Origin of the sequence: Shinella sp. G-2 (genome assembly GCF_050172695.1) — a bacterium.
In the GTDB taxonomy this organism is placed as follows: Bacteria; Pseudomonadota; Alphaproteobacteria; order Rhizobiales; family Rhizobiaceae; genus Shinella.
In genome coordinates this window covers 1-19,015 of record NZ_JBBEYH010000017.1, presented here as the reverse complement: position 1 = coordinate 19,015, position 19,015 = coordinate 1, and the positions used below count along the sequence as shown (strand labels likewise).

The window sequence follows — 19,015 nt, the reverse complement described above, 5'->3', positions numbered from 1 at the left end:
GATGTTCGCGCTCTACATCACCCATCCCGAAGTGCTGATCGACCCGGCGGTGCCGGTGCCGAACTGGGGCCTTTCCGGTCGGGGGCGCGACCGCGCGACCCTGGCCGCGTCCTCCGGCTGGGCACGGCAAATCGGCCGGTTCGTCGCCAGCACGGAGCGCAAGGCCATCGAGACGGCGGAGATCCTTTCCGCCGGGCGCTTTCCCGTCGAGACCGATCACGCGATGGGCGAGAACGACCGATCCGCCACCGGCTTTCTGCCGCCGGACGCCTTCGAGGCGGCCGCGGACCGGTTCTTCGCCCATCCGCACGACAGTTTCCAGGGCTGGGAGCGGGCGGTGGACGCGCAGGCCCGCATCGTGGCCGCCGTGGAACAGGTGCTGGCGACGCACGATCCGGCGACACCCATCGCCTTTGTCGGCCATGGCGGCGTCGGCACGCTGCTCAAATGCCACCTCAAGGGTACGCCCATCCGCCGCGACGGCGACCAGCCGCCGGGCGGCGGCAATCTTTTCGCTTTCCGTCTTGCGGACAACAGCGTGTCATGCGACTGGACGGCAATGGAATCTTGGAAAGGGTTTTGACCATGTCCGCGCGCGACCACCTGATCGTTGGCCTCGATGTTCCAACCATCGCGGAGGCGGAAAAGGTGGTCCGGACGCTGGGCAGCACCGCCCTTTTCTACAAGATTGGCTACCAGCTGGTCTTTGCCGGCGGCCTGGAATTCGCCCGTGACCTTGCCAAGGACGGCAAGAAGGTCTTCCTCGACATGAAGCTGCTCGACATCGACAACACGGTGGCCAAGGGCGTCGAGAACATCGTCAAGATGGGCATGTCCATGCTGACCCTGCACGCCTATCCGAAGGCGATGGCCGCCGCCGTCTCGGCCGCCAGAGGCTCGGACCTCTGCCTCCTCGGCGTCACGGTGCTGACGTCGATGGATGCCAAGGACGTCATCGACGCCGGCTATGAATACGACCCGCATACGCTCGTGCTGCGCCGCGCCGAGCAGGCGCGCATCGCCGGCATGGGCGGCGTCGTCTGTTCCGCCGAAGAGGCCAGCGCCGTGCGCAAGATCCTCGGCCCCGACATGGCCATCGTCACGCCGGGCATTCGCCCGGCCGGCGCTGAACTCGGCGACCAGAAGCGCGTGATGACGCCTGCCGACGCGCTGAAGGCCGGCTCCAGCCATCTCGTCGTCGCCCGCCCCATCGTCAAGGCCGCCGATCCGCTCGCCGCCACGAAGGCGATCCTCGCTGAGATGGACGGCGCGCTCGCAGCATAACAAGAGGGAGACAGACATGCCCAAGGGCTACTGGATTGCACAGGTCGACGTGCGCGACCCCGAACGCTACAAGGACTATGTCGCCGCCGCCAAGCCGGCCTTCGAGAAATACGGCGCGAACTTCGTCGCCCGCGGCGGCGCCTATGCGCAGCTTGAAGGCCGCGTGCGCGCCCGCAACGTCATCATCGAATTCCCCTCGCTGCAGGCCGCCGTCGACTGTTACAATTCGCCTGAGTACCAGATCGCCGCCGCCATCCGCCAGGAAGTGGCGGATGCGGAAATGGTGGTCGTCGAAGGCCTCTGAGGCGACACGGCCGGACGCCCGCAGAACCGGACGAAGAGACGCTTCGCCGCGCTTCACCTTGCCGGTTCTTTGGGCTATGTAGGCCTCACCTACCTATCCTATTCTTCAGGAGCAGCCTCATGACCTTGTCCAACCTTCCGCCGCTCGTCACCGTCTTCGGCGGCTCGGGCTTCGTCGGACGTCATGTGGTGCGCGCGCTGGCGCGCCGCGGCTACCGCATCCGCGTCGCCGTCCGCCGCCCCGACCTTGCCGGCTTCCTGCAGCCGATCGGCGGCGTCGGCCAGATCTCCTTCGTCCAGGCGAACCTGCGCTACCGTCAGTCGGTCGACCGCGCCGTCGAGGGCTCCGACCACGTGATCAACTGCGTCGGCGTGCTCTTCGAGACCGGCCGCAACACCTTCGACGCCGTGCAGGATTTCGGTGCCCGCGCCGTTGCCGAAGCGGCCCGTGCCGCCGGCGCCAGGCTCACCCACATCTCCGCCATCGGTGCGGATGAGAATTCCGCCTCGGCCTATGCCCGCACCAAGGGGCGCGGCGAGGCCGCCGTGCTTCGCACGATCCCGGATGCCGTGATCCTGCGTCCCTCCATCGTCTTCGGGCCGGAGGACGGCTTCTTCAACAAGTTCGCCACCATGGCGCGCTATGCGCCGGTCCTGCCGCTGATCGGCGGCGGCAACACGAAGTTCCAGCCGGTCTATGTCAACGATGTCGCCGAAGCCGTCGCCCGTTCGGTGGACGGCACGCTCGAGCGCGGCCGCGTCTATGAACTCGGCGGTCCGGAAGTGCTGAGCTTCCGCCAGTGTCTGGAACTGATGCTGCGCGTGGTCGACCGCAAGAACCCGCTGGTCTCGCTGCCCTTCGGCATCGCCTCGCTGATCGGCTCCATCGCCTCGCTCATCCCCTTCGTCAAGCCGCCGCTGACGGCCGATCAGGTCACGCTGCTGCGCGTCGACAACGTGGTTTCCGAGGCCGCGCGCGCGGAAGGCCGCACGCTGGAGGGCCTCGGCATCGAACCGGTTCTCGCCGAAGCCATCCTGCCCAGCTACCTCGTGCGCTACCGCCCGCAGGGCCAGTTCACGAAGATCGACCGCACGGCCTGATCCTTTTTCATCCATGCAAACCGGCCGCCGCGGGATCCTGCCCGCGGCGGCCGGTTCTTTTTTCGAAAGCGCTTTGGGCCTGCTGTTGCAGTTATGCAGCGGTTAAAAAAAGCGTTGCGGCATTTACGCGCGATTCAGCATGTCGCGATATTGATTGTCCTCGGAGCAGCGAATAAACACCGCCCGCGCCGCGTGATGCATGAGGATCATGCAGCGGCGCATTTCAGCACTTTGAGAGGCTTTCGGCGCAAATGGGCAAGGCAATTGCAATCTTCTTCGGATTTTCGGCTCTGATCATCGTGGCCGGATCCTTTGCCGCGCCGTCGACGGTTTCCGCCAGCAAGCACGGCTGCTCGCCGGCCTATGGCGTCGATCCCTGCACGACCGCTTCGGTCAAGTAAGCTCCGGCCAGTCGAAGGGACCGGCCGAAGCCGGTCTTTCAACCCCAGATCAAAAGGGCGATCAGGCCCAGCGTGCCCACGACGATGCGCCAGATGGCGAAGAGCGTGAAGCCGCGGCGCGACACGAAGTCGAGCAGCGAACGCACGACGAAGAGACCGGCGATGAAGGCGGCGATGAAGCCGACGCCGATGACCAGAAGATCGTCCGACGACAGTGCGTCGCGGTTCTTGTAAAGATCGAGCGCGAAAGCCCCCACCATGGTGGGCATCGCCAGGAAGAACGAGAACTCCGCCGCAGAGCGCTTGTCCGTGCCCATCAGCAGCGCGCCGGCGATCGTCGCGCCTGAGCGCGAGGTGCCGGGGATCATGGCGAGGCACTGGCAAAGACCGATCTTGAAAGCGAGCGACGGCGGGTATTTCATCGCATCCGTATAGCGCGGCTTCAGCGGCAGGCGGTCGATGACATAGAGAATGACGCCGCCGACAATGAGCACGATGCAGATCAGCATCGGCGTTTCGAAGAGCACGGTCTTGATGAAATCATGCGCCAGGGCGCCGATGACGGCGGCCGGCAGGAAGGCGATGAGAACGCTGGCGACGAAGCGCCGCGCCTCGGGGCTCGACGGCAGCGCGAAGGCGATGCGCAGCAGCTTTGCCGTGTAGACCGAGAGGATCGCCAGGATCGCGCCGAGCTGGATGAGAACGGCGAAGGTGTTGCCCGGCGACTTGAAGCCGAGGAAGTGGCCGGCAAGCAGGATATGGCCGGTGGACGATACCGGGATGAATTCTGTCAGGCCCTCGATGAGGCCGAGGATCAGGGCGCTGACGATGGACTGGTCTGCCATGAAAGTTCCTTGGGATAGGGGGAGGAAAGGCACATTGCGAATGCAGGCGTACGGCAAAAAGCCCGATTCGCTTGTGTTTGTACCACCAAATTTCTATAGGTTCGTCAAATCAGCCTTGGCCAAATCAGTTCCGCATGATGCGGCCGGCCCGGCAATTCCCTTCCGCACGTGAGTCCAGAAGCAGCGTTCATGCCCACACTCTATCATCATCCGATGTCCTCGGCCTCCCGCTTCGTCCGCCTTATCCTGGCGGAATACGGCTTCCAGACGGAACTCGCCGAGGAGCAGCCGTGGGAAAACCGCCGCGATTTCCTCGCGCTGAACCCGGCCGGCACGCTGCCGGTCTATGTCGATGACAGCATGCGGGCGCTGTGCGGGGCGAGCATCATCTCCGAATATCTCGACGAGACGCACGGCGTCCTCAAGCGCGACCGGCGGCTTCTGGCGGAAGACCCCTTCCAGCGCGCGGAAATCCGCCGCCTGACGGAATGGTTCCTGCAGAAGATGGAGCAGGACGTGACGCGCCCGCTGGTGCGCGAGCGTATCTTCAAGCTGCAGATGACGTCGGATCAGGGCGGCGGCCCGCCGGACAGCAAGATCCTGCGCAATTCGCGCGCCAATATCCGCCAGCACATGAAGTATCTGTCCTGGCTTGCCGGCTCGCGTACCTATCTTGCCGGCGACCGGCTGAGCTATGCCGACCTTGCCGCCGCGGCCTGTCTTTCGGTGCTCGACTATATGGGCGAGATCAACTGGACCGAGGCGCCGCAGGCCAAGGAATGGTACCAGCGGCTGAAATCCCGCCCCTCCTTCCGCCCGCTGCTCGCCGAGCGCGTGCGCGGCGTCACGCCGGTCTCGCACTACGCGGACCTCGACTTCTGAGGATAAGACGATGTCGGGCGACGACAGGCAACGCCGCCGCCTGACGGATTTCGTGAAGGCCGAGGCCGCCGACAAGGGGTTCGATCTCTGTCGCATCACGGGGCCCGATGCCATTCCCGAGGCCCCGGCACGGCTCGCCGATTTTCTCGACGCCGGCTATCACGGCACCATGGAGTGGATGGCGGAGACGCAGGCGCGCCGCGCCGATCCGCGCGTCCTGTGGAGCGAGGTTCGCTCCGTCGTGCTCTTCGCCATGAACTACGGCCCGGACCACGATCCGCGTGCCGTGCTTGCCATGCCGGACCGCGCAGCGATCTCCGTCTACGCGCAGAACCGCGATTATCACGACATCATCAAGGGCCGGCTGAAGGAAGTGGCGACACGGTTCGCCGCGCGCGGCGGGGCGGACGTGAAAGTCTTCGTCGATACGGCTCCCGTGATGGAAAAGCCGCTCGCCGCCGCCGCCGGTCTCGGCTGGCAAGGCAAGCATACCAACCTCGTCAGCCGCACGCATGGCTCCTGGCTGTTCCTCGGCAGTCTTTTCACCACCGCCGACCTTGTCCGCGACGAGCCGGAGCGCGACCATTGCGGCTCCTGCCGCGCCTGCCTCGACGCCTGCCCGACCGATGCCTTTCCCGCGCCCTACCGGATCGACGCCCGGCGCTGCATTTCCTATCTCACCATCGAGCACAAGGGACCGATTGCGCCGGACATCCGCGAGAGGATCGGCAATCGCATCTATGGCTGCGACGATTGCCTTGCCGCCTGTCCCTGGAACAAGTTCGCCGCCGCGGCCTCCGAAATGAAGCTCGTCGCGCGCGAGGAATTGAAGGCACCCGCTGTCGCCGATCTGCTCGCCTTCGACGATGCCGGCTTCCGGGCGCATTTTTCCGGATCGCCGGTCAAACGCATCGGCCGCGACCGTTTCGTGCGCAATGTGCTGATCGCCGCCGGCAATTCCGGCGAACGCGACCTGATCGCCCCTTGCCTCCGCCTTGCGGACGATGCCGCGCCGGTGGTGCGTGGCATGGCCGCATGGGCGCTCTCCCGCCTGATGACGGCTTCCGAATTCCGGCAATTTGCGGCAGGAAGGGATGACGACGCGGACGAGGACGTGCGCGCGGAATATGAAAGAGCGAAGGCAGAGCGATGACGAAGCACCTTCTGATCCTCGGCGCCGGGTTTTCCGGCAAGGCCATCGGCGACGTTTTCAGGGGGGCCGGCTTTACGATCTCGGGCACGACGCGCTCGGCCGAGAAGGCGGAGGCCCTTCGCACGCTCGGCATCGCGCCCATCGTCTATGATGGCGGCACGATTTCCGACACCCTTGCCGCCGACATGGCGGGCGCCACCCATGTCGTGCAGTCCATCGCGCCCGGCAAGGATGGCGATCCCCTGTTCCGCGCCGGCATGCCCGCCCTCTCAGGCCTGATGCCGCGGCTCGAATGGGCCGGCTATCTCTCCACCGTCGGCGTCTACGGCGACCACAAGGGCAGCTGGGTGGACGAGGACACGGTATTGAACCCGGTCTCCGCCCGCTCGGTCGAACGGGTCGAGGCCGAAAACCACTGGCTGGACTACGGCAAGGCCTCGGCCCTTCCCGTCGCCGTGCTGCGCCTTGCCGGCATTTACGGGCCGGGACGCAATGCGCTGCGCAACATGGAAGAGGGCAGCGCCCGCCGGCTCATCAAGAAGGACCAGGTGTTCAACCGCATCCGTGTCGAGGATATCGGCCGCTCGGCGCTTTTCCTTGCCGAGAACCACCTTGGCGGCGTGTGGAACATCACCGACGACGAGCCCGGCCCGCCGCAGGACGTGGTTGCGGAGGCCGCCCGGCTGATGGATCTGCCGACCCCGCCCGATATTCCTTTCGAGACGGCGGAACTTTCCCCCATGGCCCGGTCTTTCTACGGGGAGAACAAGCGCGTCTCGAACGCGAAACTGAAAGCTGCGGGCTTTGAATTCCGCTTCCCGAATTATCGTCAATCGCTCGCCGAGCTGAAGGCTTCCGGGCGCTGGCGAGGCTGACGGGGGAGGCCGGCAGGCGTGGCTTTTGCGATTTTGCACAACCTATGATTTATTTGCCTCATTTTTGCCGCCGAATTCCTGCGCAGTAATTGCTAATATTGAAAGTTTTTTCCGAAAATTTGCGCGATCGTCGCACGACTATTCCAAGTCCGAAGTCGATCCAGTTTAGTCACTGATTCGGAAGATTCTTTTTCCCTCATTAACGAAGGTTAAAAATCCATCGTTGGCGATGGACTGTATATCCGGCGGGGCTCCGACAGCAATTGTGGTCGGTTGAGGCACGTTTTTGCCACTTTTGCTTCCTCATAGGGCGACCAACACAGCGGAAATTCGCAACTTTCCCGGAAGGTCATCCGATACATGATGCTCAAGCTCTCCAGCCTCGCTCTCGCCTCGCTCGTCACCGTTTCCTCCTCCTTCGTTTCCTTTTCCGATGCTCAGGCCGCCGGCTGCGGTCGCGCCTCGTGGTATGCGCTGCATTCGCGCACCGCATCGGGTGAGCGGATGAACCCGAACATGCTGACGGCCGCCCACCGGACCCTGCGCTTCGGCACCAAGGTGAAGGTCACCAATGCGAAGAACGGCAAGAGCGTCGTGGTGCGCATCAACGATCGCGGCCCGTTCATCCGCGGCCGCGTGCTCGATCTTTCCAAGGCTGCCGCCTCCAACATCGGCATGATCCGCTCGGGCCACGCCAAGATCTGCTACGAAGTCCTCGGCTAAGCGCTCGGCAAATCTGCCCGCGCCGGCTTGCTCTTGGCGCATTCCGCCGCTACCACGACGCAAAACGGAGAAAACGGATGCGATTGGGTGGGCGGCTCTCGGGAGCCATCGAGGTTCTGACGGATATCGAGACGCGGCGGCGCCCCGTCGCCGATGCGCTCAAGGACTGGGGCCTCTCCCATCGGTTCGCCGGTTCCGGCGACCGCGCCGCCATCGGCAACATCGTCTATGACGCGCTGCGCATGAAGCTGTCGCACGCCTTCCTGATGGACGACGACAGTCCCACCGCCCTCGGCTATGCCGTGCTCCTGCGCCAGTGGGGCCTCGCCCCGGAGGCCCTCGCCGCCGAATTCGACGGCGACCGCTTCGCCCCGGAAGCGCTCACCGACGAAAAGCTGGCCGCCTTCCATGCGCGCGATCTCGATACGGCCGCCCCGCATGTGCAGGGCGACATTCCCGAATGGATCCAGTCCGCCTTCGAGACGAACTTTGCCGAAAGCTGGCTCGCCGAGGCCAAGGCGCTCGCCGGACGGCCGACGCTGGACCTGCGCGCCAACACCCTCAAGGCAGGCCGCGACAAGGTGCTGAAGGCGCTGGAGCGCAACGCCGCCGTCGCCTCCGCCATCGCCCGCCAGGGCATCCGCATTCCCGCCGGGGAAGGCCCCTCGCGCCTGCCGAACGTCACCGCCGACCTTGCCTTCCAGAAGGGTTGGTTCGAGGTGCAGGACGAAGGTTCGCAGATCGTCGCCGACCTCGTCGTGCCGCAGGAGGGCGAGCAGGTGCTGGACTTCTGCGCCGGCGGCGGCGGCAAGACCCTCGCCATGGCGGCGGCGATGAACAACAAGGGCCAGGTTCACGCCTACGACACCGACCGCAAGCGCCTTGCCCCGATCATCGAGCGGCTGAAGCGCGCGGGCACCCGTAACGTGCAGGTCCATGAGAACCTGTCCAGCCTTTCCCCGCTCGCCGGCCGGTTCGACCGCGTTCTGGTCGATGCGCCCTGCACCGGCACCGGCACCTGGCGGCGCCGGCCCGATACCAAGTGGCGCCTCACCGAGAAGAACCTCGAGGAGCGGCTGACCCAGCAGCAGGAAGCGCTCGCCAATGCCAGCGGCTTCGTGCGGCCCGGCGGTTTCCTGCTCTATGTCACCTGCTCCATCCTGCCCCAGGAGAACGAGGCGCAGGTGCACGGCTTCTGCACGGCCAATCCCGACTTCGAGATCCGGCCGGCCGCCGAGACCTGGCGCAAGCTCTTCGGCGGCGACAAGCCGCAGCCCTGGTCCCGCGACGGCAAGTCCGTCACGTTGACACCGGCCTCGACGGATACGGACGGCTTCTTCTTCTGCGCCATGGAGCGCAAGGCCTGAGCCTATTGCGCTTCGTCAAAACGGGCGCAACAGCTTGAAACCGTTCTAAACTATACACTTTGACACCAGTTTTTATTTGGTCCATGACAGCGAGGCCTGAATAATCCCGGGTCCGGCCTCCTGCCGGGCCATCCGGTCGGCCGTCGGCTGCTCCGGTGTCGGGGGGACACGTCAAACAGGACACCAGGAGACGTCATGACCACTTCCTTCCTTCGCGCGGCCGCCTTTGCGCTTGCTGCCGCGGCGTCCAGCCTTGCCATCGGCTCCGCCCATGCGGCGGCCGATCCGGCGGCCATCGTCAAGCACTATGCCGAGATTGCGCATGCCAAGTATTCCGACGCGCTCGACGCCGCCAAGGCGCTCGATGCAGCCGTCGACGCCCTCATCGCCAAGCCGAGCGACGAAACGCTGAAGGCGGCGCGCGAGGCTTGGCTGAAGTCCCGCATCCCCTACCAGCAGACCGAAGCCTACCGCTTCGGCAACCCGATCGTCGACGATTGGGAAGGCAAGGTGAACGCCTGGCCGCTCGACGAAGGCCTGATCGACTATGTCGATCCGAGCTACGGCACGGAAAGCGATGAAAACGCTCTCTTCGTCGGCAATGTCATCGCCAATCCGAAGCTGGAGATCGGCGGCAAGACCATCGACGCCACGAAGATCACCCCTGAGGTCCTGCAGGAACTGCATGAGGCCGGCGAGGTCGAGGCGAATGTCGCAACCGGCTACCACGCCATCGAATTCCTGCTGTGGGGCCAGGACCTGAACGGCACCGGCAAGGGCGCCGGCAACCGCCCGGCGAGCGACTATGACACGGCCACGTGCACCAATGGCAATTGCGACCGCCGCGCCGCTTACCTGAAATCCGCCTCGTCGCTGCTCGTCACCGATCTCGAGGAGATGGTGAAGGCCTGGGCAGCCGATGGCGACGCCACCAAGAACGTGACCGCCGATCCGAAGGCCGGCATCACCGCCATGCTGACGGGCATGGGCTCGCTCTCCTACGGCGAGCTGGCCGGCGAGCGCATGAAGCTCGGCCTGCTGCTGCACGATCCGGAAGAGGAGCACGATTGCTTCTCCGACAACACGCACAACTCGCACTACTACGACGTCGTCGGCATCCAGACCGTCTATACCGGGGAATATACCCGCCCGGACGGCTCGAAGATGACCGGCCCGTCGCTCTCCGAACTGGTCGCGGAAAAGGACGCCGCGCTCGACACGGAGCTGAAGGGCAAGCTCGACGCCAGCCAAGCCGCCTTCAAGGCGCTGGTGGACCGTGCGGACGGCGGCGAAGCCTATGACCAGATGATCGGCGAAGGCAACGAAGAGGGCAACAAGGTCGTGCAGACCGCCATCGACAGCCTGATCGACCAGACCAAGACCATCGAGCGCGTCATCGGGTCGCTGGACCTTGGCAAAATCGAGCTTGAAGGCTCCGACAGCCTGGATAATCCTAGCGCCGTCTTCAAATAAGCAGGAAGGCGGGCCGCCGTCCCGGATGGCGGCCCGATCCCGTACATGACAGAACGCCCCGCCCGTCTCCTGCTCGCGGTTTCCGCCGCGTTCACCGTCGCGGCGGGCGTTTTCGTTCTGGGGCATGCGCATTCGACGGACAGGGAGCGGGACGATCTTTCGACGAAGGACCGCAAGCGCGTTGCCGCCGTGACGGCGCTGACGTCGGATTTTTCCAAGGCGGAGCAATACGAGGCGATGTCCGGCGGCGCGGCGACCTCGCTTGCCAAAATCGACATCAACAGCTTCTCCCACTTCTCGGAAAACATCACCTTCGAGGAGCGTGAAACCTTCAAGCTCGGCAACGCGCTGTTCCAGAAGCTCTGGGTCTCTTCGCCCTCCTCCACGCAGGCCTCCGACGGTCTCGGACCGCTCTACAACGCGCGCTCCTGCCAGACCTGCCACATCAAGGACGGCCGCGGCCACCCGCCGGAGGGGGCGGACGAGGCGACCTCAATGTTCCTGCGCCTCGCCCGGCATGCGAAGACGCCGGACGAAACGGCGACGCTGAAGAGCCTGCGCGAGATGAGCCTGCCGGACCCGGTTTACGGCCGCCAGCTTCAGGACCTTGCCATTCCCGGCCTCAAGGCCGAAGGCCGCATGGCGATCGACTATAGCGAGGTGCCGGTGACGCTTGCCGGCGGCGAGGTCGTCACCCTGCGTCGCCCGACCTATTCCGCCGTGAACCTCGCCTATGGCGATCTCGACCCGACGACGACACTCTCGCCACGCGTCACCCAGCCGATGCTCGGCCTCGGCCTCATCCAGGCGATCCACGAAGCGGACATTCTGGCGCTCGCCGACCCCGACGACGCGAATGGCGACGGCATCAGCGGCAAGGCGGCCATCGCCATCGATCCGAAGACCGGGAAAGAGGCGCTCGGCCGGTTCGGCTGGAAGGCGCAATCGGCGACGGTGCGCCAGCAGAGCGCCGATGCCTTCGCCTTCGATATCGGCATTTCCACACCCGAGGTGCCGCTGCACCAGGGCGATTGCACGCCGGCGCAGACCGCCTGCCTTGAACGCCCCGACGGCGTGCAGGCGCGGCTCGGCGACGTCGAAGCGCCGCCGCCGATCATGGATCTCGTGACCTTCTATGCGGAAAACCTCGCCGTGCCGGCACGGCGCAAGGCGAGCTTCGCCGAAACGCTCGGCGGAAAACGTGTGTTCTACGAGACCGGCTGCACCGCCTGCCACCAGCCGAAATTCGTGACCCGGCGCGATGCCGGCAACAAGGCCCATGCCTTCCAGCTCATCTGGCCCTATTCCGATTTCCTGCTGCACGACATGGGCGAAGGCCTTGCCGACGGGCAGGCGGTCGGCGTGGCAAACGGCCGGGAGTGGCGCACGCCGCCGCTCTGGGGTATCGGCCTTACAAAAACCGTCAACGGCCATACGTTCTTCCTGCATGACGGACGCGCCCGCTCCCTGACCGAAGCCATTCTGTGGCACGGCGGCGAGGCCAAGGCGGCGCGCGACCGCTTCGCCGCGCTGGAAAAACAGGACCGCGACGCCCTTCTGACCTTCCTGGAGAGCCTCTGATGACGACCCGGCGCCTTTTCTTCCCGCGGCTCGCTGCGCTTGCCGCGGCTAGCTTCCTCCTCTCCGCCACCCTGCCGGCGCTGGCGCAGGAGGGCGCGGCTCCCGTGCTGCCCGATCTCACCGACGACAACGTCGTCGACGTCATGACGCGTGCCGTCGACGACGTCATCCGTCCCGGCTACCACGCCTTCGAGGCCTCTGCCGGCACGCTCGCGCAGGCGACGGAGGCCTTCTGCAAGGCGCCGTCGCAGGCAAGCCGCACGAGCGTGGACGACGCCTTCCGCCAGGCCGTCGCCGACTGGGGCCGTATCGAGATCGTGCGCATCGGCCCGGTCCTCGACGACAACCGCTTCGAGCGCATCCTGTTCTACCCCGACCGCAAGAGCACCGGCCTGAAGCAGGTGCAGGCGCTGCTGCAGAAGCAGGACGAGGCCGATGCGGACGCCGCCGCCATGGCGGGCAAGAGCGTCGCCATCCAGGGCTTCGGCGCGCTCGAATTCGCGCTCTACGGCACCGGCTCCCAAACGCTGATGGAAACGCCGGAGAGCTTCCGCTGCCGCTATGCCGCCGCCGTCGCAACCCATATCCGGGCGACGGCCGGCCAGCTTGCGGCGGCCTGGGAGGCGCCGGACGGCGTGCAGCGCGACTGGAAACATCCCGGCCCGCAGAACCCGGTCTTCCGCACCGGCAAGGAGGCCGTCACCGCGCTTCTCGGCATTCTCGTGCACGGCGCGGAGGCGGTGCGCGACCAGCGCATCGAAACCTTCTACCGCCACGGTGGCACGGCGCGGCCGAAATCGGCGGTCTTCTGGCGCTCGGGCAACACCTGGACCTCGATCGACGCCAATATCGAGGGCCTGCACATGCTCTTCGACAAATCCGGCATGGTCGGCCTCATCGACCCGAACTTCGTCTCCATCGGCGGCAACATCGATTTCGTGCTGAAATCGCTGCACCGGGTGGCGCCGACCATCGACACCGACATTGAAAAGGCCGTTTCGACGCCCGAGGAACAGCAGAAGATCGCCTTCCTGCTCGTCAACACGCGGGACCTGATCCTGCGTCTCAACGGCGAATATGGCGGCGCGATGGGCCTCGGCGCCGGCTTCTCCTTCGCGGACGGCGACTGATGCCGGCCCGCCCCAGCGCGCGGCTCGACCGCCGCGCCTTCCTGCGCATGGCGGGCGCGGCCTGGGCGGCCTCGCTCGCCGCCCGCCCGGCCTTCGCGCTTGCCCGCACCGACGCGGTCTTCGCCTCCGGCTACAGGGAGCCCGACGGCAGCTTCGGCATCGCGGTCCTGACGGAAGACGGCACGATCATCGAACGAACGCCGCTGCCCGCCCGCAGCCACGGCATGGCCTTTTCTCCCGTCACCAACCATCTCGTCGCCTTTGCGCGGCGCCCCGGCACCTTCGCGCTGGTCATCGACCGTTCCGGCGCAACGCCCCCCGTCACCATCGCCGCCGCCGAGGACCGGCATTTCTTCGGCCATGGCTGCTTTTCGCCGGACGGACGGACCCTCTATGCCAGCGAGAACGATTTCGACGCCAACCGGGGCGTCATCGGCCTCTACGACGCCCGCGACGGCTATCGCCGCATCGGCGAATATTCGACCTTCGGCATCGGCACGCACGACCTTTCCGTCAGCGACGACGGCAGCCTGCTGATCGCCGCGAACGGCGGTATCGAGACCCATCCGGACTTCGGCCGCACCAAGTTGAACCTCGACCATATGGAGCCCTCGCTTGCCCTTGTCGACGCGGCGACGGGCGCGCTCGTCGAGCGGCATGCGCTGCCGGACACGCTGCGCCAGCTTTCCACCCGCCACATCGACCTCGACGCCAAGGGCCGCATCTGGTTCGCCTGCCAGTATGAGGGTCCGCGCAACGACCTGCCGCCGCTCGTCGGCCATTTCGGCAAGGGCGAGGACCTCACCTTCCTCTCCCTGCCGGAAGAGACCACCATCGGGCTTGCCAATTATGTGGGCGCCATCGCCGTCAACCGGCACGAGAACCATGTCGGCCTGACCTCGCCCAACGGCGGTCGCTTCGTTCTGCTCGATGCCGGGACCGGCCGCGTGCTCAGGGAGGAGGCCGTCGCGGATGCCGCCGGCATCGCCGCCGCGCCGCACGGCTTTGCCGTCTCCTCCTATGACGGGCGCTTCGCCGGCCGCCGCGAAGGCGTCGCCTGGGACCAGCACATTGCCAGCCTGACGCCCCGCTGATTTTCACCCCTGGACGACGGGCCGGGGCGCTCTACCTCCCCGGCATGAACAACAAGCCTCTCGTCTATCTCGCCTTCATCATCCTCGTTCTCGGCATAGGCCTGCTGATCGGCGCCAGCAATGTGCCCGACGACTGGTATCAGTCGCTGGCCAAACCATCCTTCAACCCGCCGAACTGGGTCTTCGCGCCGGTCTGGAGCCTGCTCTACATCGTCATCGGCGTGGTCGGCGCCCGCACCTGGCTTTCTCTTCGCCGCTCCATGGCGATGCGGCTATGGTTCGCCCAGATGATCTTCAACTTTGCCTGGTCGCCGGTCTTCTTCGGCCTCCGGGATCCGACATCCGCGATGATCATCATCCTCGGCCTTCTCGTTTCCGTCGCCGGTTTCATCGCCGTCTCCTGGCGGCAGGACCGCACCGCCGCCCTGCTCTTTCTGCCCTATCTCGCCTGGGTCGCCTTCGCGAGCGCGCTCAATGGCGCAATTCTCGCGCTCAACTGACGGGAGCGCTTGCAGCGCAGCATGCGCCGTGCAACCTTCGGCCGATCCAGGGGCTGGCAGCACGGGCGCATCATGACAGGTTTTCCATCGGCGACCTTCGCCGACCGCATCGCAAAGAGCTTCGACCGGCAGGCGGCGATGCGGCTGATCGGCGCCGAACTCACCCGTGTCGAGCACGGCACGGTGGAGATCGAACTGCCCTTCGACGACAAGCTGACCCAGCAGCACGGCTTCCTCCATGCCGGCGTCATCTCCGCCGCCCTCGACACCGCCTGCGGCTATGCCGCCTATTCCGTCATCGATGCGGATGCCTCCATCCTCACCATCGAGTTCAAGGTGAACCTCATGTCGCCGGGGCGCGGCGAGCGCTTCCTGTTCCGCGGCGAGGTCACCAAGCCCGGCAGCAACATCATCGTCGCCGACGGGCGCGGCTATGCCGTCTCCGACGGTCCCGCCAAGCTGATCGCGTCCATGACCGGCACGATGATGGTCGTGCGCGGCCGCGAGGACATCGCCGAATGAGCTTTACCCTCAAGACTGTCGGCAGCAAGCGCATCCTCTATGTCATGGCCGCCGATGCCGAATACGGCCCGCACCTGAAGGCCCGCATCGCGCCCTTCATGACCGGCGTCGGCCCGGTCGAGGCGGCCGTGCAACTGACGCTCGCCCTTTGCCATCTGGAAGCGGAGGGAAATCTTCCCGACTACGTCGTCTCGCTCGGCTCGGCGGGCTCGGCGACGCTGGAACAGACCGGCGTCTACCAGGCGACCTCCGTCTCCTACCGCGACATGGACGCTTCCCCGCTCGGCTTCACCAAAGGCGCGACGCCCTTCCTCGATCAGCCGGCCGAAATCGCCCTGCCCTGCTCCATTCCCGGCATCGCCAAGGCCCGGCTTTCGACTGGCGCCAACATCGTCTCGGGCGCCGCCTATGCCACCATCGACGCCGACATGGTAGAGATGGAAACCTATGCCGAACTGCGCGCCTGCCAGGCCTTCAACGTGCCGCTCATCGGTCTTCGCGGCATTTCGGACGGCAAGGCCGAACTCACCCATATCGGCGACTGGACGGAATACCTGCATGTGATCGACGAGAAACTGGCCGACGCGGTCGATGCGCTGGAAAGCGCCATCGCCTCGTCCACCATCGCGCGCAACGGCTGAAAATCCGGCTCTGCCCCGTTGCGCGCCGCGCGGATATTCTTTAAAGGCTCGCCATGACCCAGACAGCTCATCCCGACAGCGTTCTCATCATCGATTTCGGCAGCCAGGTGACCCAGCTCATCGGGCGACGCGTGCGCGAAGCAGGCGTCTATTGCGAGATCGTTCCCTTCCAGTCGGCGGAAGACGCCTTCCACCGCATGCAGCCGAAGGCGATCATCTTCTCCGGCGGCCCGGCCTCGGTTCTCGACCAGGGCAGCCCCCGCGCACCGCAGATCGCCTTCGATTCCGGCCTGCCGATCCTCGGCATCTGCTACGGCCAGCAGACGCTCGCCACCCAGCTCGGCGGCACCGTCGAGGGCGGACATGCCCGTGAATTCGGCCGCGCCGACGTGGAGATCCTGAAGGACAGTCCGCTCTTCGAGGGCTTCTGGGAAGTCGGCAAGAAATATCCGGTCTGGATGAGCCACGGCGACCGCGTCACCGTCGCGCCCGAAGGCTTCGAGATCATCGGCGTTTCGGAAAACGCCCCCTTCGCCATCTGCGTCAACGAGGCGAAGCGCTACTACACGACCATGTTCCACCCGGAAGTGGTGCACACGCCCGACGGCGCCAAGCTGCTGTCGAACTTCGTGCACAAGATCGCCGGCATCAAGGGCGACTGGTCGATGTCCGCCTACCGCGCCCGCGCCGTCGAGGCGATCCGCGAACAGGTCGGCGACAAGCGTGTCATCTGCGCCCTTTCGGGCGGCGTCGACAGTTCCGTCGCGGCGCTCCTCATCCATGAGGCCGTCGGCGCGCAGCTTACCTGCATCCTCGTCGACCACGGCCTGATGCGCAAGAACGAGGCGGCCGACGTCGTCGCCATGTTCCGCGAGCACTACAACCTGCACCTCATCCATGTCGACGCCGTCGACCGCTTCGTCGGCGAACTGGAAGGCGTTTCCGACCCCGAGACCAAGCGCAAGATCATCGGCCGCCTGTTCATCGAGGTGTTCGAGGAAGAGGCCGGCAAGCTCGGCGGCGCGGAATTCCTCGCCCAGGGCACGCTCTATCCCGACGTCATCGAAAGCGTCTCCTTCACCGGCGGCCCCTCGGTGACGATCAAGTCGCACCACAATGTCGGCGGTCTGCCCGAGCGCATGAACATGAAGCTCGTCGAGCCGCTGCGCGAGCTCTTCAAGGACGAAGTGCGCGTGCTCGGCCGCGAGCTCGGCCTGCCGGACAGCTTCATCGGCCGCCACCCCTTCCCGGGTCCGGGTCTTGCCATCCGCTGCCCGGGCGGCATCACCCGCGACAAGCTGGAGATCCTGCGCGAAGCCGACGCCATCTATCTCGACGAAATCCGCAAGGCCGGTCTCTACGACAAGATCTGGCAGGCCTTCGCCGTGCTGCTGCCGGTCCAGACCGTCGGCGTCATGGGCGACGGACGCACCTACGAATTCGTCTGCGCGCTGCGCGCCGTTACCTCGGTCGACGGCATGACCGCCGACTTCTATCACTACGACATGAACTTCCTCGGCCGTGCCGCCACCCGCATCATCAACGAAGTCCGCGGCATCAACCGCGTCGTTTATGACGTGACGAGCAAGCCGCCGGGCACGATCGAGTGGGAATGAGAGCACGGCTCTCGACATGACGGAAATCCTGAAAGCCCCGGTGTTCGCGCCGGGGCTTTTGCTTGTCGGCAAAAAAATCGCGCGGACCATGTCACATCCGGCATGCCTGCCTCGTCATGGCGGTGTAGGATTGAAAAGGAGACTGGAATGTCCGCCCGCATGACCGATTATTTCAAACGCGCCGAACCCGCCTTCAAGGCGATGTTCGCCCTGGAAGCCGCCCTGAAGGCCAGCCCGCTGGAGGCGAGCCTGCTGCATCTCATCAAGCTGCGCGCCTCGCAGATCAACGGCTGCGCCTATTGTATCCATATGCATGTCGGCGAGGCGCTGAAGGACGGTGAAGATCCGATGCGGCTCCACCTCCTCGCCGGCTGGCGCGATTCCTCGCTCTACACCGAACGGGAACGGGCGGCTCTTGCCTGGACGGAAGCCCTGACTCTGGTGGCCGAAACGGGTGCGCCCGACGAAGACTGGCACGCTGTTCAGGCCGCCTTCACGCCCGATGAACAGGCCTGGCTGCCGCTCGCCATCGGTGCGATCAATGTCTGGAACCGGGTGCAGGTCGGTTTCCGCGCGGAGCATCCGGTCGACAAGCGCCATGCGGCCTGACCCGGCCACCGCGGTTTTCGAGACGCAGCGGCCCCGCCTGCTGCGTCTTGCCTATCGCATGCTCGGTTCGCGCGCCGAGGCGGAGGATATCGTGCAGGAGGCCTGGCTGCGCTGGCACCGCAGCGACCGCGAAGCGGTGGCCGAACCCGCGGCATGGCTCACCCGCATCGTCTCGCGCCTCTGCCTCGATGCGATGAAATCCGCCCGCGCGCGGCGCGAGACCTATCCCGGCACGTGGCTGCCCGAACCGCTGATCGAGCCGGCGGATGAGGACACACGCGCCGACAACATCACGCTCACGCTCATGGTGGCGCTGGAGCGGCTTTCGCCGCTGGAACGTGCGGCGTTCCTGCTGCACGACGTCTTCGACCAGCCGCTCGACACCGTGGCGGCGACGCTGCAACGCAGTCCCGCGGCGACCCGGCAGCTCGCGGCGCGGGCGCGCGCCCATGTGCGGATCGATCAGCCGCGGTATGAAATTCCGCGCAAGGAGGGCGAAGCGCTGGCACGGGCCTTCTTCGAAGCCTGCCGTGCGGGTGATGCGGCGGCGCTCGGCGCGATGCTGGCGGCGGACGTGACGCTGCGCTCGGACGGCGGCGGCAAGGTGCTCACCTTCCCGAACGCCATTCACGGCGTCGATCGCCTCATCCGCCTCTATCTCGGGCTGGCGCGCAAGCCGGGTCCGCAGATGGAATTCCTAGGTCATGCCGTCATAGACGGCCTGCCCGGCTTCGTGAGCCGCGTCGGCGGTCACGTGCAGACGACCGCGGTGGAGATCGCCGACGGCCGCATCGCCGCCGTCTACATCACGCGCAATCCGGACAAGCTGACCGGCCTGACCGGCTGCAAGTCCTAGGACGGATCGACATTCACTGCATCCATATCATCGCTGCGATGAGGTGAATGAAGCCCGAG

The 19,015-nt window shown here is 65.8% G+C and carries 21 protein-coding genes; 20 read left to right on the top strand and 1 reads right to left on the bottom strand.

Annotated features, from left to right (window positions below):
* The first annotated feature begins 1 nt into the window (after position 1).
* From V8U06_RS20685 to V8U06_RS20665, 5 genes are all read left to right on the top strand, one after another.
* Positions 2 to 583, top strand: a complete 582-nt coding sequence (locus V8U06_RS20685) for a histidine phosphatase family protein (protein WP_427142299.1) — start codon at positions 2 to 4, stop codon at positions 581 to 583.
* Between the two features lie 2 nt (positions 584 to 585).
* Positions 586 to 1,284: an orotidine-5'-phosphate decarboxylase gene (gene pyrF, locus V8U06_RS20680; protein ID WP_226920878.1), complete on the top strand. Its 699-nt coding sequence runs from the start codon at positions 586 to 588 to the stop codon at positions 1,282 to 1,284.
* A 16-nt stretch (positions 1,285 to 1,300) separates the two neighbouring features.
* Entirely contained in the window at positions 1,301 to 1,588 is a 288-nt protein-coding gene (locus tag V8U06_RS20675; protein ID WP_226920884.1) for a DUF1330 domain-containing protein, read from the top strand.
* Positions 1,589 to 1,707: 119 nt separating this feature from the next.
* The gene (locus V8U06_RS20670) at positions 1,708 to 2,688 is read left to right on the top strand and encodes a complex I NDUFA9 subunit family protein (RefSeq protein ID WP_427142298.1); all 981 of its coding nucleotides are present in this window, start codon (positions 1,708 to 1,710) and stop codon (positions 2,686 to 2,688) included.
* A 251-nt stretch (positions 2,689 to 2,939) separates the two neighbouring features.
* Complete coding sequence (locus tag V8U06_RS20665) at positions 2,940 to 3,089, top strand: hypothetical protein (RefSeq protein WP_226920886.1); 150 nt, start codon at positions 2,940 to 2,942, stop codon at positions 3,087 to 3,089.
* A 38-nt stretch (positions 3,090 to 3,127) separates the two neighbouring features.
* On the opposite strand, the gene V8U06_RS20660 is transcribed toward V8U06_RS20665, so the two are convergent.
* A complete protein-coding gene (locus V8U06_RS20660; RefSeq protein WP_226920887.1) occupies positions 3,128 to 3,934 on the bottom strand; it encodes an undecaprenyl-diphosphate phosphatase in 807 nt (268 codons plus the stop codon).
* 189 nt (positions 3,935 to 4,123) lie between these two features.
* Here V8U06_RS20660 and V8U06_RS20655 point away from each other — a divergent pair, with 189 nt between their 5' ends.
* The 15 genes from V8U06_RS20655 to V8U06_RS20585 all read left to right on the top strand — a co-directional run bounded on the left by V8U06_RS20655 (position 4,124) and on the right by V8U06_RS20585 (position 18,956).
* A complete protein-coding gene (locus V8U06_RS20655) occupies positions 4,124 to 4,816 on the top strand; it encodes a glutathione S-transferase family protein (protein WP_226920888.1) in 693 nt (230 codons plus the stop codon).
* Between the two features lie 10 nt (positions 4,817 to 4,826).
* On the top strand, positions 4,827 to 5,969 hold the full coding sequence (queG, locus tag V8U06_RS20650) for a tRNA epoxyqueuosine(34) reductase QueG (protein WP_427142297.1): 1,143 nt from the start codon (positions 4,827 to 4,829) through the stop codon (positions 5,967 to 5,969).
* The gene (locus V8U06_RS20645; protein WP_427142296.1) at positions 5,966 to 6,844 is read left to right on the top strand and encodes an SDR family oxidoreductase; all 879 of its coding nucleotides are present in this window, start codon (positions 5,966 to 5,968) and stop codon (positions 6,842 to 6,844) included. Before queG ends, V8U06_RS20645 begins: the two co-directional genes overlap by 4 nt.
* Before the next feature lie 360 nt (positions 6,845 to 7,204).
* Positions 7,205 to 7,567, top strand: coding sequence for a septal ring lytic transglycosylase RlpA family protein (locus V8U06_RS20640; RefSeq protein WP_427142295.1), 363 nt, complete (start codon positions 7,205 to 7,207; stop codon positions 7,565 to 7,567).
* 77 nt (positions 7,568 to 7,644) lie between these two features.
* Positions 7,645 to 8,934: an RsmB/NOP family class I SAM-dependent RNA methyltransferase gene (locus tag V8U06_RS20635; protein WP_427142294.1), complete on the top strand. Its 1,290-nt coding sequence runs from the start codon at positions 7,645 to 7,647 to the stop codon at positions 8,932 to 8,934.
* Between the two features lie 195 nt (positions 8,935 to 9,129).
* Positions 9,130 to 10,407 (top strand): imelysin family protein, encoded by a 1,278-nt coding sequence (locus V8U06_RS20630; RefSeq protein WP_427142293.1) that lies wholly within the window; start codon positions 9,130 to 9,132, stop codon positions 10,405 to 10,407.
* 45 nt (positions 10,408 to 10,452) lie between these two features.
* Positions 10,453 to 11,988, top strand: coding sequence for a di-heme oxidoredictase family protein (locus V8U06_RS20625; protein WP_427142292.1), 1,536 nt, complete (start codon positions 10,453 to 10,455; stop codon positions 11,986 to 11,988).
* Entirely contained in the window at positions 11,988 to 13,118 is a 1,131-nt protein-coding gene (locus tag V8U06_RS20620; protein WP_427142291.1) for an imelysin family protein, read from the top strand. Before V8U06_RS20625 ends, V8U06_RS20620 begins: the two co-directional genes overlap by 1 nt.
* Complete coding sequence (locus V8U06_RS20615; protein ID WP_427142290.1) at positions 13,118 to 14,212, top strand: DUF1513 domain-containing protein; 1,095 nt, start codon at positions 13,118 to 13,120, stop codon at positions 14,210 to 14,212. Before V8U06_RS20620 ends, V8U06_RS20615 begins: the two co-directional genes overlap by 1 nt.
* Positions 14,213 to 14,256: 44 nt before the next feature.
* Positions 14,257 to 14,712: a TspO/MBR family protein gene (locus V8U06_RS20610; RefSeq protein ID WP_427142289.1), complete on the top strand. Its 456-nt coding sequence runs from the start codon at positions 14,257 to 14,259 to the stop codon at positions 14,710 to 14,712.
* A 72-nt stretch (positions 14,713 to 14,784) separates the two neighbouring features.
* Entirely contained in the window at positions 14,785 to 15,234 is a 450-nt protein-coding gene (locus V8U06_RS20605) for a PaaI family thioesterase (RefSeq protein ID WP_226920901.1), read from the top strand.
* Entirely contained in the window at positions 15,231 to 15,875 is a 645-nt protein-coding gene (locus V8U06_RS20600) for a 5'-methylthioadenosine/S-adenosylhomocysteine nucleosidase (RefSeq protein ID WP_226920903.1), read from the top strand. Before V8U06_RS20605 ends, V8U06_RS20600 begins: the two co-directional genes overlap by 4 nt.
* A 53-nt stretch (positions 15,876 to 15,928) precedes the next feature.
* Positions 15,929 to 17,491 (top strand): glutamine-hydrolyzing GMP synthase, encoded by a 1,563-nt coding sequence (gene guaA / locus V8U06_RS20595; protein WP_427142288.1) that lies wholly within the window; start codon positions 15,929 to 15,931, stop codon positions 17,489 to 17,491.
* Between the two features lie 147 nt (positions 17,492 to 17,638).
* Complete coding sequence (locus tag V8U06_RS20590; RefSeq protein ID WP_427142287.1) at positions 17,639 to 18,100, top strand: carboxymuconolactone decarboxylase family protein; 462 nt, start codon at positions 17,639 to 17,641, stop codon at positions 18,098 to 18,100.
* Entirely contained in the window at positions 18,090 to 18,956 is an 867-nt protein-coding gene (locus tag V8U06_RS20585; protein WP_427142286.1) for a sigma-70 family RNA polymerase sigma factor, read from the top strand. Before V8U06_RS20590 ends, V8U06_RS20585 begins: the two co-directional genes overlap by 11 nt.
* Positions 18,957 to 19,015: the final 59 nt, after the last annotated feature.

Bases quoted from the DNA above. Each gene is read 5' to 3' on its own strand.
- V8U06_RS20610 (WP_427142289.1), top strand. From the start codon at position 14,257: ATGAACAACAAGCCTCTCGTCTATCTCGCCTTCATCATCCTCGTTCTC.
- pyrF (WP_226920878.1), top strand. From the start codon at position 586: ATGTCCGCGCGCGACCACCTGATCGTTGGCCTCGATGTTCCAACCATC.
- V8U06_RS20600 (WP_226920903.1), top strand. From the start codon at position 15,231: ATGAGCTTTACCCTCAAGACTGTCGGCAGCAAGCGCATCCTCTATGTC.
- V8U06_RS20645 (WP_427142296.1), top strand. From the start codon at position 5,966: ATGACGAAGCACCTTCTGATCCTCGGCGCCGGGTTTTCCGGCAAGGCC.
- V8U06_RS20640 (WP_427142295.1), top strand. From the start codon at position 7,205: ATGATGCTCAAGCTCTCCAGCCTCGCTCTCGCCTCGCTCGTCACCGTT.
- V8U06_RS20635 (WP_427142294.1), top strand. From the start codon at position 7,645: ATGCGATTGGGTGGGCGGCTCTCGGGAGCCATCGAGGTTCTGACGGAT.
- V8U06_RS20625 (WP_427142292.1), top strand. From the start codon at position 10,453: ATGACAGAACGCCCCGCCCGTCTCCTGCTCGCGGTTTCCGCCGCGTTC.
- V8U06_RS20655 (WP_226920888.1), top strand. From the start codon at position 4,124: ATGCCCACACTCTATCATCATCCGATGTCCTCGGCCTCCCGCTTCGTC.
- V8U06_RS20630 (WP_427142293.1), top strand. From the start codon at position 9,130: ATGACCACTTCCTTCCTTCGCGCGGCCGCCTTTGCGCTTGCTGCCGCG.
- V8U06_RS20585 (WP_427142286.1), top strand. From the start codon at position 18,090: ATGCGGCCTGACCCGGCCACCGCGGTTTTCGAGACGCAGCGGCCCCGC.
- V8U06_RS20685 (WP_427142299.1), top strand. From the start codon at position 2: ATGTTCGCGCTCTACATCACCCATCCCGAAGTGCTGATCGACCCGGCG.
- queG (WP_427142297.1), top strand. From the start codon at position 4,827: ATGTCGGGCGACGACAGGCAACGCCGCCGCCTGACGGATTTCGTGAAG.
- V8U06_RS20620 (WP_427142291.1), top strand. From the start codon at position 11,988: ATGACGACCCGGCGCCTTTTCTTCCCGCGGCTCGCTGCGCTTGCCGCG.
- V8U06_RS20670 (WP_427142298.1), top strand. From the start codon at position 1,708: ATGACCTTGTCCAACCTTCCGCCGCTCGTCACCGTCTTCGGCGGCTCG.
- guaA (WP_427142288.1), top strand. From the start codon at position 15,929: ATGACCCAGACAGCTCATCCCGACAGCGTTCTCATCATCGATTTCGGC.
- V8U06_RS20675 (WP_226920884.1), top strand. From the start codon at position 1,301: ATGCCCAAGGGCTACTGGATTGCACAGGTCGACGTGCGCGACCCCGAA.
- V8U06_RS20590 (WP_427142287.1), top strand. From the start codon at position 17,639: ATGTCCGCCCGCATGACCGATTATTTCAAACGCGCCGAACCCGCCTTC.
- V8U06_RS20605 (WP_226920901.1), top strand. From the start codon at position 14,785: ATGACAGGTTTTCCATCGGCGACCTTCGCCGACCGCATCGCAAAGAGC.
- V8U06_RS20660 (WP_226920887.1), bottom strand. From the start codon at position 3,934: ATGGCAGACCAGTCCATCGTCAGCGCCCTGATCCTCGGCCTCATCGAG.
- V8U06_RS20665 (WP_226920886.1), top strand. From the start codon at position 2,940: ATGGGCAAGGCAATTGCAATCTTCTTCGGATTTTCGGCTCTGATCATC.
- V8U06_RS20615 (WP_427142290.1), top strand. From the start codon at position 13,118: ATGCCGGCCCGCCCCAGCGCGCGGCTCGACCGCCGCGCCTTCCTGCGC.